Raw genomic sequence first — 15,689 nt, 5'->3', positions numbered from 1 at the left:
AGAGAGAGATTATGGCTCGAAAAGTCAGAACCGAGGAAGAAGATGCACAGATCGACATGACACCCATGTTGGACATCGTGTTTATCATGCTTATCTTCTTTATCGTTACCACTGTTTTCGTTAAAGAAGCAGGGATTGAAGTTAACAAGCCAGATGCGAGCCAGGCAATTCTTCACAAAAACGCCAACATCTTTATCGCCGTAACGGAAGATGGAAATGTTTGGTTAGATAAACGTGAAGTTGCGCCGGACAGCGTAAGAGCGAATATTGAAAGACTGCTTACCGAGCAGCCAACCGATTACGTAATCATTCAAGCTGATGTTAAAGCGAAACATGGTTTAGTAGTTGATATTATGGATCAGGTTAAGGCCGCTGGCGTTAACCGAGTCTCGGTAGCGGCAAGGGGATAAGATGTTACGTATAATTGTATCTATATTATTAGGTGCTGGTGTTGCATTCGCCCTTTTCGTTCTAATGGCAAAGTTGATTGAGAATTCATCTAGACCAGCAGACGAAATTCCGCCTGCACCGGTGATTGATATTGTAATGCAGGAACCAGACGACCAGACGCAAACGCGTACTCGTGTTCCACCACCGCCTCCACCGCCGCCGCCTCAACCTCCTAAAATGGAGCAAGTTGAGCCGGAAGCAGCGGAACCAGACGCAGATGGATTTAGCTTAGCTATTCCTGCTGTTGATACTGGTGGCGTAGGTGTAAACATTGGTGGTGTTGGTGCTATGCAGCGCGACGGTGACGCGACACCAATCGTTCGTATCGACCCTAAATATCCACCTGAAGCAGCTCGTGATGGCCGCGAAGGATGGGTTAGATTGTCATTCACTATCAACGAAGTTGGTGGTGTTGATGATATCGAAGTGATTGACGCTGAACCTAAGCGTATTTTCGACCGCGAAGCACGTCGTGCTTTGCGCAAATGGAAATACAAGCCTAAAATCGTTGATGGCAAGCCGGTTAAACAACCTGGCATGTTTGTACAGCTAGACTTTAAACTGGAGCAATGATCATGATGAAACGTTCAGTCAAAATGTCAGCCGTTGCTTTAGTGCTTGGTGCAGGTGCGGTGCTTTCAGCGCCCGCTGCACTAGCGCAGTCATCGCCAGTGGTTTGTCCTGGTTACCAGAAAGGCAAAACTACACTTGTAGGCGAGCGTACCGGTAAAAAGGTTCAAAAAGCATTTGAGTTTTACAACGAAGACCAAGTTACTGAAGCACTAAACGTACTTTATGAAATCGATCCATCAGACGATTTTGATAGAGCGTACGTTAAGCGTTTTATTGGTAACCTTCTCGCTGCTCAAGAAGGGCAGGGCGGTAAAGCGTATAACTATCTTGTAGAATCTGTAGAGCCTAAGGTACTTAATGACCTTGAACACTCTCAGACGCTTAAATTACTTGGTGATTTAAGCATGCAAGAGAGCAAATACACTGATGCAGTTAAGTGGTACAACAAGTGGATGGAATTCACTTGTAAAGAAGACGCTGATGTATATACGCGTTTGGCACAGGCATATTACGAGTCTAAGAAATTAGACAAAATGGTAGAGCCTGCAGACAAAGCAATTGCTTTGTACGAAAAGCCAAACAAGAACCCTTATGTACTTAAGTTGACGTCTTACTACGAGCGTAAGATGTACCCTGAGACAGTTGCTGTAGCTGAAGAGTTAGTACGCAAGTTTCCTGAAACACCAAATTGGTGGACTCAGCTTGGGTTCTTCTACCTAATGGTAGAGGACTACAAGAAAGGCCTTTCAACATTTGAGCTTGCTTATATGCAAGATTATTTGAAGAAAGATTCTGAGATAAAGACGCTTGCTCAGCTATATCAAACCAACGGCATGCCTTACCGTGCCGCCAAACTTCTTGAGAAACACATGAAGTCTGGTTTGTTGAAGGAAGATGCTGATATGCTGGCTAATATTGCCAATGCATATCACCAGGCAAAGAACTACAAAACAGCAGCAGGTTTATATGCCAGAGCTGCAGCGAAGAGTTCAGACCCTGAGCATTACCGCAAGCAAGGTACACTTTTGCTAGTAGCTGAAGACTATAAAGGCGCAATCAAAGCATTGGAAAATGCACTTGAGCGCGGTGCCGAAGATCCTGAGAAGATTCACTTTACACTTATGGAAGCGAACTTCTATGCAGGCGACTTCAAGTCAGCTTACAAGCACGTACAAGAAGCTAAGAAAGATCGCTCTCTACGCCGCAACGCAGCCGCGTGGGAACCTTACATCAAGGAAAAAGCGAAAAACCGTGGTATTAGTATTTAATACTTCGCATTAGCTATCAAAAAAGCCTCCAGTTGGAGGCTTTTTTTTGTTGTGACAGTGTCTCGTTTTCGATAGCTGCTTCTTACTTGTCGTTATGTGACGGAAACACGGCTAACCCAAACCCGGTGTATCTCGCCTAAATAGCGCATTTATTTCACTTCTAAGAATCTGGCTAATCTGTTTACTACCATTTGCATTGAGAATACATTTTAGCGTAGTGAGATTTAGGTCTGGCTTCATCAGTGCCTGAACGAATTCCGTGTTACACCATACATTAGTTGCGTTTCTTCTATCCGTATCTGATAGCAGAAAGTTGAGCGGTCTGCCTGCAAAATAGGCTTGTTTGTTATTAATGGCGGTAGCGAGCTTATTAATTATAGGCCACACATCGTCCAGTGGTCTGGTACCCTGCACAAATTGATTTAGCTTGTTTTGTAAAAGTGTTTCCAATTCAGTAGAGGGGGCATAGGGCAATGTGCCGGATACGAATACTTCATATTGCTTTAGCAGTGCCACTATCTGCTTTGCCTTACTGATAAGCGGTAACATGGCTAATGCACTTGTTTCACCACTTGCCTTATTAGCTTTTCTGCCCTTATCTACGACCACATAGTTATTTACTTGCCAAAATTTATCTAACGCTTTTGTACTGCCATAGGATGTCAAACAAGCACTTACATCGTCTTCTATAGCAAGCTGTGAAATTCGCTTCAACAAAATAGTGCCTAGTCCACGGCCTTGCAGGTGCGGCGTGACAGCGATGCGGTTGACTCGCCAGTAGGTATCAAGCGCAACAGTTGCATCTGTAGTGGCTAGTGCTAGGCGTTGTACGCCAAGATGCCCTTTAGGGCGACGTTCGCCGCTTGCGATTTTGTCAGCCATATTTTGCTTATTAAACATTGCACCACCTTCAACATTGATAACTGCGGCGGCTATGACGTGTTCGTTTAAGATAATGACAGCTAAGCGTAAATCTGGGCTATCCATTAACCTCATTAAGTCGTCTGGTGTTGTTTGATAGTGTGCAAGTGAAAGCAATGCCATAAGTTGTTGCATGTGCTTAGGACTAAGCTCAGTGAATTGGGTTAATTGAATTGCCTGTTCAATGTGGCAATTATCCAACGCGCAGTTAAGCGTGTCAGTGTTGCGGGTAGGCGTTTGGTTAGCATATGGCGACTGGAATAAACACAGTTCATTTAATAGTATTTCGATTGGATCGTCTTCAAACCACCTAAGGGGCGTATGCATATCAATATGAATGAAGTTGGGTTTTTCATCTTTGGCACAACACTGCGGGTTTATTCTTTCGTCATGTTTGTTATCAAACAGAGGTATTAACTTGAGCATAAAGCCATTCCCACTGCCTTCGTAGCCTTGTAATGTGGTACTTAAAATCCATTGTTTAAATACTGCGGTTACACGTTTTAAAATAGGCAGAGGGAAAGACGCGGCTTCGTCTATGACTACAAGGTCGAATTGATTAGCGTATTGATGGCTAAGTAAGGCATTGTCTGGTGCAACCCAGCGGACTTCCCCTTTTCCTAGTGCTATGTAGTCCGTATCCTGCTTTATTTCACTGTGATGCTGGGCAATAAATTTAAACACGTGTTTGACGTTATCGTGAATGCTACTGGTCAGTAATACGCGTTTTCCCTGAGTGAGTATATCGGCGATAAACATGCCCAATAAGGACGACTTGCCACGTCCTCGAGGTGCACTAACCACTGCGCGCAGCTGCCCTGATTTGAAACCGTTTTGTAGCGCGTAGTAACCCTTCATTTGGTCTGGTGAGGCAAAGTGGCCTAGATTAGTATGCGTAATTTGTTTGGATACGTGTAATAGTTCAAGATCAGGAATACAAAAGGACGCTTCCGTGAACCAGGCAGTACAAGTGGAGTGCGTTAAGGTTTCAATGAAACGCCGCAAGTATAAACTGGTGTTAGGTGAGTAACCATAAGAGATAAAGGGCCTTTGAATTGTGTCCGGCCATGTACTTAATTCAGGGCAGCTCACAAGTAAACAGCCGCTTCGTTTTACGCTACCGGCTACTGCCATCACATCTCCCGGTGAAAAGCGACTATGGCAATCTAATACAGCAATGTCGCATTCACTGCCAAGTATGTGCTTGCGCTTTGCACCAGTAATGGTTTTACAGTCGTAAAACCGTATCGTGATGTCGGCAGGGGAGATATTGACTAGTGCAGATATACTGTCGTGACAAAATTCAGGCGTTCCACTAATCAGGGCAATACGCCTATGCAGATCAGTGGTTATATTTTCTTCACTGTAAGGGGCAAATAGCCAGTTGCCTAATTGTTGTAGCGCCATGTGTGTGATTTTTCGGTATAATATAGCCAATATAGTAGCGATTTATTAAGAGGAATTCGAATGCGCTTTCTTTCTCGGCGGCTAGTGATGCCAAACGATCTCAATTATGCCAACTCATTGTTTGGTGGTCGCGCGTTAGAGTGGATAGATGAAGAAGCCGCAATTTGGGCAATTTGTCAGCTTGAAACTAACTGCTTGGTCACCAAGCACATTGGTGAGATCAGTTTCGAATCGCCAGCACTTCAAGGCGACATTGTCGAGTTTGGTTTAGAGACCAAAGCGATTGGACGTACATCTATTACGGTAACTTGTTTAGTACGCAATAAAGCGACAAAGAAAACCATTTGTTTTGCCGATGACATAGTGTTTGTTAAGGTCGATCCCGAAAGCCGTCAACCTGCAGCTCACGGGAAAACGCTGGAAGGGCTGAAAGCCCAAACCGATGACGAAGTTCGCAGACTCAATTTAAATTTAGAAGAGTGATGCAGGAAAATATTCAAATAAAAAGAAAGTGATAATCGCTTTCTTTGCTTGACGGTGTATGTCTAAGTGGTAGACTCCGTCGCAGTTGTTGAGCGTATTTGTATTGATACGCTTGACCAAGCCAAGGGGTGTCCGTTCGCGGTCTGAGATCCACTTTTGTGGGAACCCTTTTACCTGATCCGGATAATACCGGCGTAGGGATGGTTCACAATATAGCCTTATCACCTGCCGTTAACGCCGGATCTTTTTTCTTTGTAAAGAATAAGAGATCCCATGTACAAAACACTTTTTACCGTTTCATTACTTACAAATTCAATTACTGCCTACGCGCAAGAGGTAAACACCCACGAGGGTACGACTAACACTGCATCGGATATCGAGCGTGTGGTGGTGACGGGAGATTTCCGTCAAATAACCTTAGATCAACTGAGTGCCAGTGCCTCTATACTTGACCAAGCACGTCTTAGCAGCAGACAACCCACTCATATCGACAGCGTATTAAACAGTATTCCTAACGTGAATTTTGCTGCCGGCGCATCACGTGGACGATTTATTCAGATCCGTGGTATCGGAGAGCGTAGTCAGTTTGCAGAACCCATTAACCCCTCAGTGAGCTTTATTGTCGATGAATTCGACTTTTCTGGCTTAGCGGCAGCGGGTTTAATATTTGATACGCAACAATTGGAAGTTTATCGCGGTCCGCAGGCTACGCTGTTCGGTACCGGCGCGTTAGCTGGTGCGGTTAAGTTAAGCAGTCACGAAGTGGGCAGCGCTGGCCCAGACTACGTTGAAGCTCGTATAGGCAACAAAGACAGTTACCGCGTTGAAGCGGCTACGGGTGCCGACATCAATAGTGAGTGGGGGTATAGACTAGCCGTCGTCCACAATCAAAGTGACGGGTTTGTTCACAATACCTTTCTAGGACGTGACGACACTAATAATATAGATGAGACGGCTTTGCGTTTCGCCATTGAAGGCGATATGTCGGACAGTTCATCACTGGCATTAACGTATCGCTGGTATGACATTGATAATGGCTATGATGCATTTTCGTTGGATAACGACAATAAAACATTATCGGATGAACCGGGTTTCGATGCACATCAAACACATGCAGTAAGTGCCAGAAGTACCACACAAACTAATGCTGGTGATGTGATCCTTATTGCTACTCATGCATCGCATAACATTGCCTATGGCTACGATGAAGACTGGACTTTTACAGGATTTCATCCATGGGGGTACACCTCCTTTGATGCCTACTATCGAGACATCGAGACACAAACGGGTGAAATACGATTCGTTTCATCAAAAAATGCCGCACTTTTTAACAATAAAACAGATTGGACGATAGGGGCATTTTACAAGCAATCAAAAGAGCACTTACGCCGTCAATATACTTATCTGGACAGTGACTATGCGAGCCAATACCGCCCTACCACAACGGCGTTGTATCTTCATACTGAATCACGACTAAATGCCAACCTGACGTTGGTGGCCGGTTTAAGAGCCGAAAATTACGATTTTGAGTTTACCGACAATAGTGGCCTAGATCGCGCATTCGATACGGATATGCTAGGTGGAAAGCTGGCACTTCAATATACCTTGGGTGAGCACTTTTATTATGCCAGTCTATCTAAAGGCTACAAAGGCGCTGGCTTTAACCCTGATAATCGGGTGAATGACAATCAGCGCTTTTACAACGAAGAATACAATTGGAATTATGAAGTTGGTGTAAAAGGGCCACTTGTAACACCTGCGCTAACGGCCAGAGCTGCACTGTTTTATATGGACAGAACTGATACGCAAATCAGTGATTTTGATGTGATCACCCGCGACGATGGCACTGCCGGTTTCGTTGATATTATTGCCAATGCGGATTTGGGCACTAATAAGGGAGCTGAATTAGAGTTGGATTGGTTGGCGTCTGATACATGGCATGTGAGTGCCAACATTGGTTATCTTAGCGCAACGTTTGAAAACTACACCTTGGCTGATGGAACAGAAGTGGCAGAGCAACGTCAAGCACAGGCCCCTAAGTGGACTGCTAACCTATTCAGTGAACTTTCTTTGACAGACAATCTGGTATGGCGCGTGGACGTAGATTACAAAAGTGAATACCGCTTCTCTGACGGTCATGACGTGACTGCTCCCAGCACAACGCTAGTTAATTCCGAGGTCGCGCTGACCTCTGGCCAGTGGGTAACCACGTTATGGATACAAAATGCCTTCGATAAAACTTACTACACCCGCGGATTTGGTGGGTTCAGTAACGATCCCAGAGACGAATACGCCTTTAATGAACCTTATTATCAATTAGGGAATGGTCGTCAATTTGGTCTTACTGTGAAATATGCATTTTAAGTAAATCAAGGAGTAGTTGTTATGCACGTTATGGTTGAACTGTCGTTGTATCCTTTGGTTAATGAGTACATTTCACCTATTCAGGACTTCATCGATAGGTTAAATAGTTATACTGATATCACGGTGTCGACGAGTTCGACCAGTACCCAGGTAACCGGGGAATACGGTGTGGTAATGAAAATTCTGGGCGATGAAATGCAAAGAACGCACGAAGCAGTGGGACAGGCGATCTTTGTCGCCAAGTTTCTCAACTTTGATGCCATGCAAGCGAGAAAGTCATCCTGATGTCTGATTTTATCACGGGTTTCTCTACTCAAATAGCGGCAACCTCTATAGTAGAGTGGGTTGCCGTTGTACTTGCTATTGGCTATGTACTGCTTGCGGCTATACAAAATAGCTGGTGCTGGCTTTGTGCGTTTGTAAGTACCGCCATTTACACCTGGCTGTTTTGGCAGGTGACACTCCCATTTCAGTCTGCCCTTAACTTTTTCTACATGGTAATGGCGATATACGGTTATTTTCAGTGGACCAAAAGTAGCACTGAAGGAGACAGCAAGCCAGTGTGGTATTGGCCCATGCGGTATCACGTTTTGATTGTGCCACTTATGCTGATTGCAGCCTGGAGCTTGGCACATATTGCACAGTCACAATTTAACAGTGAATTTTTGCTGTTAGATGCAAGCATAAACTTACTTAGTGTGGTAACCACATTTATGGTTGCCCACAAAGTCCTGCAAAACTGGGTATACTGGTTTTTTATAAATCTTGCGTCGGCCTACTTGTACCTTCAGGTAGGCTATGTGCTCTCGGCATGCCTTTTCTTAGGATACGTCGGTTTTTCCGTATTTGGATATTACCAGTGGCACAAACAATACAGAGAACAACGTGAGCACAACGGCTATCTTAGAGCAAATCAAACAAGCGCTTAAACTTACTCGCGACGTCGAGCTCACTCGCTTAACTTCTGGAACGATAAATCATGTTTATCGCATTTCAAATCTCAGCGAAGGGAGGGAGTGGGGCAAAGCGTTTACCGATGTGGTTGTAAAGTGGTTTGGCGAAGACAAATTTAGTGGTGTCGACCGTTGCCACCAATTTAACCTTCAACAACAACTTTGTGAGCGAGGTATAGCAACTAAACCTTTATGGTTAAGTGACGATGAGTGTGTCTGGGTAGAACAGTGGCAGCCAAGTAAGCAAGTCAACTCAGTAACACCTTCTGATTTAGCCAGTGTTCTTGCGCAAATTCACCGCCTGACTATTACCACTAGACCTTTGAATTTAGCGAAGCGATGGCAGCATTATGCTGAAGTGTGTGGCTTATCTCCCAGTGACGCCCTTTACACTCAGGTTCAATCACTGCGTAAAGCGGTCACTGACAGTGAGCGAGAAGTGAAAGACAGCGTCTTGTGTCACAACGACTTACTGGCAGGCCACGTACTCTTTCAAGAAGACGATAAGCCTGTGGTGATTGATTGGGAATACGCTGCCATGGGAAACAGGTACTTCGATTTAGCCAGCTGCTGCCTGATTAATCAGTTCGATGAAAAGGCGTCTGCACAGCTTATAGAGACGTATTGCGCAATAATGGGAATAGCCTTAGACGAGGCGAAAGAGAAATTCTCCCAACATGTGAATATCGTAAGCACCACCAATGCTCTTTGGCTTGAAGCATTAGCGGTATCCAAATTAACCTCATGATAATTGAAGGTAATCAATGTAACGGTGGAGTGGGATTAACGCTAAAAGCACCGAGAGTCGGGCGAAAAAACGTCGCATTGAGTGTTAAATGAGCATGTAACCCGGTGTGCACACAAAAACACTTTACCTTTTAAACGTCATACGTATAATGCACAGCGCGCTAGGGGTGTAGTTCGAATTGGTAGAACAGCGGTCTCCAAAACCGATGGTTGGGGGTTCGAGTCCCTCCACCCCTGCCACTTTCCTATTTCCTCAATACCACTTTTTCATTATCAGTTAATACTCGAACTGCATTGTGTGAGAAATTTTTGTCTAAATCATTCGATACTTAACATCGGTGGAAGCTGACATTAGGGATATCATTACACGTTTTTAGGGTCTTACTTTTGTTATGGAAAATGGAAGTTGTTTGAATACGGCTGGTTAAAAGACTTACTGTTTGCTTGCAATGTGTTGACGCTTAGAAAAAAGCGCAAAACCATAGCCAATACACTGAGTATATTGGCTTGTTGGTTCAACGAATGGCTAACTGATCTAAAAAACAGCATACACAGGCAACGAATCTCACAATGTTCTTTCCAACTAATTTTTGAGTTTTTCAATTCCAAGTAATTTTAAAACGGCGTGTTCGTAGTAGGGATCAGTGTTACCACTTTTAATTTTGTGCAGAAAATATTTCTCGAAACCGATTTTAGCGGCGTGTACCCATTTTCCTTTCCTGGCCCAAGTAACATTACGCGGTGGAATTTGTGGTAAAGCGACAAAAGCCATGCCTGTGTCGCCCATATCGGCGAGGCAAATGGCATTCCAAGTGGCTTCTGAGGTTTGTGGTTGGCCGTTAATGTCGGCTGCGATATTGTTTGTCGCTGCGGCTACCATAGATTCAATCATATAGCCTGTTTTGGGTACACCTGTAGGCACTGGTGTTGGTTTGTCAGGGGCTATGGCGATACAGACGCCTACAGCGTAGATATTTTTGTATCTAGGATTGCGCTGTTGCTTATCAACAATCACAAATCCACGAGGGTTAACTAAGCCTTCTACGTTACGCAGTGGATCAATCCCAGTAAAAGCGGGTAGGATCATAGAGTAATTGTGAGGCAAAGTGTGTTGTTTTAATTCGTTACCATTGTTGTCACATTCACTAATGATAAATTCACTACGGGTGATTTTTTGTATTCTAGCATTAGTTATCCAGTCGATATGACGGTCACGAAATTCACTTTCCATTAAAGTTTTCGAATCTCCCACTCCATTGAGGCCCATATGCCCAATAAAAGGTTCAGAAGTGACGTAAGTCATCGGCACTTTATCGCGAATTTTACGTTTACGTAAATCTGCATCCATAATAAATGCTGTTTCATAGGCTGGCCCAAAACAGGACGCGCCTTGTGCTGCCCCAACCACAATTGGGCCGGGGTTTTTTACAAACTCTTCCCAGGCAGTACATGCTTTTTCTGCATGATTTACATGGCAAACACTCTGCGTATAGCCATCTGGGCCGAGACCTTCGATTTCATCAAAGGCTAAACGTGGACCGGTGGCAATGACCAAGTAATCGTAATCAAGACTGCTGCCATCACCGAGTTCTATACGATTGTTTTCTGGATCCAATTTGCTTAATCCGCTTGCATTAAATCCAATGCCTTTCTTATTCAAAGGTTCTTCAATATCTATACAAATGTCGTTACGCTTGCGCCAGTTAACTGCGACCCAGGGATTGGAAGGAACAAATTGAAAGGTAGGTGAGTCTGAAACAACAGTAATGCAATGACGCTTCTTACCCAATTTTTCGCGTAACTCGTAAGCCATGGGCAAACCGCCTATACCTGCACCAACGATTACTATATTTTTCATTTTTCTAGCCTCGTTTCGTTTCTTGGTTAATTCTGATGTCGTTTTTCCAGCGTTACTTCATATCTCCGCAATAAAAGTTCATATGTGGTTTCTAATATATTTGATATCGCTATAACTGCGGCGAGTAGCTGATTTCCTGAGGCCCAGTGTGTATTAACCATCCGCCCGTACTGTAGCTCCACTGTATGTTAAAAAATAGCAGGGTGGCTTAGATTAACTCGACCAAAAACGCTTTTCACCGTAAATTAACGGTTAAACGATGCACTTAAAATCACTAGTTGGAAAAGGATGTACTGCGCTTCTCAATTAGTTGGATGCACCGTTGTTGCGAGTATCGGAAATCTGCAACAAGCAGTAACAAATATAATTAAATTCTAATATAGTGGGATTCTAATATTCATGCAATGACTTTTTAGGATATTGAGTCTGAAACACTACAATAGTTGATTGCTACGTATATACTATGAAAGCCGTTATTTTTTGTTCACAATTAGGCTGAGCGCTTCTATAAGCTTAATTCACCACTTCTCTCGTGTTTCATGAAACTGGTGAAAATGGTTTCGCAATCTTTATTTAAACATTGAATTACATGCAGTAAACTGAGGTTTCAATTTTTAAAGTGGCTCGTGTAATGTCTTTTACGCCTTATCAACAAGCTGTACTACAAGAAATAGGTGTCCCCCTGTGGATTCCAAAGAGCGTGTATGAAGAGAAGGACACTTTGGTGTCGGCTGGAAAAAGAGAAGTCGCCTTAAACTCATCCAGTACTAAAGTATCTTCCGTCACATCTCAACAAGAAAAACAATCTCATTTAGCGTCGTTGCGTGCTCAGGTGAGTAACAGCCTAGAAAAATCAAAAAAACAAAGTACGAGTGGTTTACCAATCCAGACAGTTAGTGCCGCTGCACAAAAGAATGAGAGAGTTCCTTCATCAGCGAATAATGTCTCTACTCATCATCCAATATCTCAATCCCCTCAAGGGGTTCCTCTTAGTGCTGAACAAAAAGCCAAGTCTCAACAATGGTTAAGTGATTTGCAGCTGGCCTGTGTCCAATTGGGTATTCCTTCAAATTGGGCTAGTACTATTATGGTTGGTCGCGCGCTATCTGTTGATGAAACGGCAATCATACTGCCTGCCACGCCGCTTAAATTGAGTGCGACGCAAAAGCGTGAGCTATGGGCTCAACTGGTGCGCGTTGGTCAGACATTGAGCAACGGCCAATAGTGGAGTCGGTCACGTTAAAAGTCGTGCCATCAAAAGGTGTTGAACACGACATCGCACAGGCCCACGCTATTCATCAAAATGCACACGTTGCACCGTGGAAACTCAGTACCTTTGCCGATTGCTTTACTCAACCCTATTACGGGGTTTTTGCCTATCATGGCGAGCACATCATTGGGTATGCCATTGTGCTGGAAGTGGTTGATGAAGCAACCTTGATGGATATTGCTGTTGATAGCAACTATAGAGGAGCGGGTGTGGGTTATGCCTTGGTGCGAAACGTGTTGTCGCTATCTGAACAGCACGGCATGAGTGAAATGTGGTTAGAAGTGCGAGAAAGTAACCACAATGCCATTCGCTTGTATGAACATACTGGTTTTGAGCACATAGAAACCCGCAAAAATTATTATACTTCGTCAGGTCAAAATGGCTCGGAAAAAGAAAACGCGAAAATTATGAAATGGACTAATCTCGCGCATGAATTCTGTTCATAGTCGCAAAGCAGTCTTTTGACTTTTTACACAAATTTATATCGCTGTAAGTAAAAGTTTCCATTGAATTGTTAAAAGTTGACCGTTTGGTCTGGTTTTTGCGGTGGTATCAGCGGCTCTGTGGTTTCAATCCCTCTTGAATTGGCTTATATTTGCGCCCTCACAACACCCTGTCCACATTGTATTTGCGGGCGGCGGTAATTTCTCTTAAAGCAGTTTGTGTAATTCAGGTTTCAGACACATGTCTTCAGAATGGGTGGCGAGTAAAGAGCAATCTAAAGGTATTAAAATGCTTTTAGTTGCAGTGCTGTGTTTAGGGCTCAATTGGCCAGGTATGAAATTAGGGCTAGAGATAGTCAGCCCGCTATGGATGGTTTGTCTGCGCTTTCTATTGAGCTTGCCCATACTTGCGTTATTTGTACTTATCACTAAAAAACGCCTGCCGATTTTGAACCGTAAAGATCGCTCTGTGGTGTTTGTAGTCGCATTTTTCCAGTTTATTTTATCAATGGGACTTATCACAGTGTCATTGCAGTTTATTCCCGCGGGCACGGCCAGTATCCTTATCTATACCACGCCACTATGGATGCTGTTAATTGATACATTGTGGTATCGACACAAGCCACACTCGAAGCGCCTTATCTTGACAGGTATATCGACCATTGGGTGTGCGATGATTTTATTTGCCTCTGGCCAACCGGGCGCTTGGCTGCCACTCTTTGGTATGTTACTCGCTTCAGCGTTATGGGCAGTAGCCATTAGACGCGTATCTTTTCACAAGTGGAAAGGCAGCGTGATAGAAGCGGTTTTTTGGCAGTTTACTATCGCTGGGGCTGCAATGCTTGCTATTGCGTTGATAGTAGAACCTATGCCAAATTTTGGTGAGTATGGCTTAAATGACTGGTTACTACTCACCTATATTGGCCCAGTGGCGACCGGTCTTGGGTTTGGTCTGATGGTAGCGGCTGGACCAAAACTGCCGCCAGATAGAATTGTTCTCATTAGTACGTTAACGCCCATCGTCGGCTATGTCAGTTCTGTAGTCCTACTTAAAGAGACCTTGCTACCTTTGGTATTCGCAGGTGCAGTGTTGATGATTTCTGCGTTAGTGGTAAATGGTTTGCCAAATAGTGTGCTTAAAAAAATGCTACGGCTAGGGCGCTAAATTTAGACAAATTCACTCTACTGTTAACCGCTGTAAAATGCTAAAATCCGCGCCAATAATTACCCAGCTTGTATCAAGCGTTTTAAAGCAACATTAATTTTGCGCGGAAAAGCAGTGCTTGTCCGTTAAGAAACGCGCCTGTAAATCTTGTATTTACAGAGATAACTGTTAACGAAGATAAGTATTGATGTCAGATAAAAAGCTTCTAGAAGAGATTAAAAAGCGACGTACATTCGCTATTATCTCGCACCCGGATGCGGGTAAAACCACTATTACTGAAAAAGTATTATTGTTCGGACGTGCATTGCAAACCGCCGGTACTGTAAAAGGTAAAAAGTCAGGCCAGCATGCTAAGTCAGACTGGATGGAAATGGAAAAAGAGCGTGGTATCTCGGTAACCACCTCGGTGATGCAGTTTCCATATAGCGATCACTTGGTAAATCTGCTAGATACGCCGGGGCACGAAGACTTCTCTGAAGATACCTACCGTACACTTACGGCCGTTGACTCGTGCCTTATGGTTATCGATGCCGCGAAGGGGGTAGAGGACAGAACCCGCAAGCTGATGGAAGTGACCCGTCTTCGCGACACACCCATCGTGACCTTCATGAATAAGCTTGACCGCGATATTCGCGACCCTATGGAACTACTTGATGAAGTAGAAACTGAGCTTGATATTCTGTGTGCGCCAATCACGTGGCCTATTGGCTGTGGTAAGAGTTTTAAAGGTGTATATCATTTGCACCGTGACGAAACTATTTTGTATCAAAGTGGCCAAGGACACACTATTCAAGATGTACGTATCATTAAAGGGTTAGATAATCCTGAACTCGATACGGCAGTGGGTAGCGACCTTGCGTCAAACTTGCGTGACGAGTTAGAACTTGTTCGCGGTGCCTCAAACGAATTCGAACAAGAGCTTTTCTTAGAAGGTCAGCTGACGCCGGTATTTTTCGGTACGGCATTGGGTAACTTTGGTGTTGATCACATGCTGGACGGTTTGGTTGAGTGGGCACCTGCGCCACTAGGCCGCGACACTGAAGAAGGCACAATCGAAAGTACAGACGGCAAGTTCAGCGGCTTTGTATTTAAGATCCAGGCGAACATGGATCCGAAACACCGTGACCGTATCGCGTTCTGCCGCATTGTGTCGGGCAAGTACGAAAAAGGCATGAAAATGCGTAACAGCCGTTTGGGCAAAGACGTGCGTATTTCGGATGCGCTGACATTTTTAGCCGGTGACCGCTCTTTGCTAGAAGAAGCTTACGCCGGAGACATTATTGGTTTGCACAATCACGGTACTATTCGCATTGGTGATACCTTTACCTCAGGCGACAACTATCGTTTTACAGGTATTCCAAACTTCGCGCCTGAGCTATTTAAACGAATTCGTTTGAAAGATCCGCTTAAGCAAAAACAGTTACTGAAAGGCCTTATTCAGTTATCGGAAGAGGGCGCCGTGCAGGTATTTAGACCGCTTGCCAACAATGACCTGATCGTGGGCGCGGTAGGTGTACTTCAGTTTGATGTGGTTGTGGCCCGATTAAAAGCGGAGTACAACGTAGATGCGCTATACGAGCACATCAACGTCAGTACAGCCCGTTGGGTTTACTCAGACAATGAGAAAAAGCTTGATGAATTCCGCCGTAAAGGTGAGCAAAACCTGGCCCTTGATGGTGGCGATAATCTTACCTATATCGCACCGACCATGGTGAATTTGCAGTTAGCGCAAGAGCGCTATCCGGATATTCAATTTAAGAACACGCGCGAAAATTAAACGAAGATAA

14 protein-coding genes, 1 tRNA gene and 1 riboswitch are annotated in these 15,689 nt (G+C 44.2%); of the genes, 13 read left to right on the top strand and 2 right to left on the bottom strand.

The features are described from left to right. Window positions 1-11: 11 nt before the first annotated feature. The 3 genes from ACMCM8_RS11305 to ACMCM8_RS11295 are packed head-to-tail and all read left to right on the top strand — an operon-like array spanning window position 12 to window position 2,291. On the top strand, window positions 12-410 hold the full coding sequence (locus ACMCM8_RS11305) for an ExbD/TolR family protein (RefSeq protein WP_412722724.1): 399 nt from the start codon (window positions 12-14) through the stop codon (window positions 408-410). A gap of 1 nt (window position 411) precedes the next feature. After that, window positions 412-1,023 carry an energy transducer TonB gene (locus tag ACMCM8_RS11300; protein WP_412722723.1) on the top strand — a complete coding sequence of 204 codons (612 nt, stop codon included), beginning with the start codon at window positions 412-414 and terminating at the stop codon, window positions 1,021-1,023. Window positions 1,024-1,025: 2 nt separating this feature from the next. Continuing rightward, entirely contained in the window at window positions 1,026-2,291 is a 1,266-nt protein-coding gene (locus ACMCM8_RS11295) for a tetratricopeptide repeat protein (protein ID WP_412722722.1), read from the top strand. A 111-nt stretch (window positions 2,292-2,402) separates the two neighbouring features. On the opposite strand, the gene ACMCM8_RS11290 is transcribed toward ACMCM8_RS11295, so the two are convergent. After that, window positions 2,403-4,619: a GNAT family N-acetyltransferase gene (locus ACMCM8_RS11290; protein WP_412722721.1), complete on the bottom strand. Its 2,217-nt coding sequence runs from the start codon at window positions 4,617-4,619 to the stop codon at window positions 2,403-2,405. Window positions 4,620-4,679: 60 nt separating this feature from the next. Between ACMCM8_RS11290 and ACMCM8_RS11285 the strand changes: the two genes are divergently transcribed. From ACMCM8_RS11285 to ACMCM8_RS11260, 6 genes are all read left to right on the top strand, one after another. Continuing rightward, complete coding sequence (locus tag ACMCM8_RS11285) at window positions 4,680-5,102, top strand: acyl-CoA thioesterase (protein WP_412722720.1); 423 nt, start codon at window positions 4,680-4,682, stop codon at window positions 5,100-5,102. Window positions 5,103-5,216: 114 nt separating this feature from the next. Beyond that, window positions 5,217-5,320, top strand: a riboswitch (TPP riboswitch). Between the two features lie 55 nt (window positions 5,321-5,375). Continuing rightward, window positions 5,376-7,466, top strand: coding sequence for a TonB-dependent receptor (locus tag ACMCM8_RS11280; RefSeq protein ID WP_412722719.1), 2,091 nt, complete (start codon window positions 5,376-5,378; stop codon window positions 7,464-7,466). A 21-nt stretch (window positions 7,467-7,487) separates the two neighbouring features. After that, window positions 7,488-7,751 carry a hypothetical protein gene (locus tag ACMCM8_RS11275; RefSeq protein WP_412722718.1) on the top strand — a complete coding sequence of 88 codons (264 nt, stop codon included), beginning with the start codon at window positions 7,488-7,490 and terminating at the stop codon, window positions 7,749-7,751. Continuing rightward, on the top strand, window positions 7,751-8,395 hold the full coding sequence (gene pnuC, locus ACMCM8_RS11270; RefSeq protein WP_412722717.1) for a nicotinamide riboside transporter PnuC: 645 nt from the start codon (window positions 7,751-7,753) through the stop codon (window positions 8,393-8,395). The genes ACMCM8_RS11275 and pnuC overlap by 1 nt, the downstream gene beginning before the upstream one ends. Further along, the gene (locus ACMCM8_RS11265; RefSeq protein WP_412722716.1) at window positions 8,352-9,167 is read left to right on the top strand and encodes a phosphotransferase; all 816 of its coding nucleotides are present in this window, start codon (window positions 8,352-8,354) and stop codon (window positions 9,165-9,167) included. The genes pnuC and ACMCM8_RS11265 overlap by 44 nt, the downstream gene beginning before the upstream one ends. Window positions 9,168-9,329: 162 nt before the next feature. Next, window positions 9,330-9,406 (top strand) — tRNA-Trp (locus ACMCM8_RS11260). Window positions 9,407-9,749: 343 nt separating this feature from the next. Here the strand turns inward: ACMCM8_RS11260 and ACMCM8_RS11255 are convergent. Then, complete coding sequence (locus ACMCM8_RS11255) at window positions 9,750-11,024, bottom strand: NAD(P)/FAD-dependent oxidoreductase (protein ID WP_412722715.1); 1,275 nt, start codon at window positions 11,022-11,024, stop codon at window positions 9,750-9,752. Window positions 11,025-11,655: 631 nt separating this feature from the next. Here ACMCM8_RS11255 and ACMCM8_RS11250 point away from each other — a divergent pair. From ACMCM8_RS11250 to prfC, 4 genes are all read left to right on the top strand, one after another. After that, on the top strand, window positions 11,656-12,249 hold the full coding sequence (locus tag ACMCM8_RS11250) for an alanine acetyltransferase (protein WP_412722714.1): 594 nt from the start codon (window positions 11,656-11,658) through the stop codon (window positions 12,247-12,249). After that, window positions 12,201-12,740 (top strand): ribosomal protein S18-alanine N-acetyltransferase, encoded by a 540-nt coding sequence (gene rimI / locus ACMCM8_RS11245; protein ID WP_412722713.1) that lies wholly within the window; start codon window positions 12,201-12,203, stop codon window positions 12,738-12,740. The genes ACMCM8_RS11250 and rimI overlap by 49 nt, the downstream gene beginning before the upstream one ends. 238 nt (window positions 12,741-12,978) lie before the next feature. Next, a complete protein-coding gene (locus tag ACMCM8_RS11240; RefSeq protein ID WP_412722712.1) occupies window positions 12,979-13,902 on the top strand; it encodes a DMT family transporter in 924 nt (307 codons plus the stop codon). A gap of 187 nt (window positions 13,903-14,089) precedes the next feature. Next, on the top strand, window positions 14,090-15,679 hold the full coding sequence (prfC, locus tag ACMCM8_RS11235) for a peptide chain release factor 3 (protein WP_412722711.1): 1,590 nt from the start codon (window positions 14,090-14,092) through the stop codon (window positions 15,677-15,679). Window positions 15,680-15,689: the final 10 nt, after the last annotated feature.

This window comes from Alteromonas sp. D210916BOD_24 (genome assembly GCF_047159385.1).
GTDB lineage: Bacteria > Pseudomonadota > Gammaproteobacteria > Enterobacterales > Alteromonadaceae > Alteromonas.
This window is presented reverse-complemented; position numbering and strand designations above follow the sequence as displayed.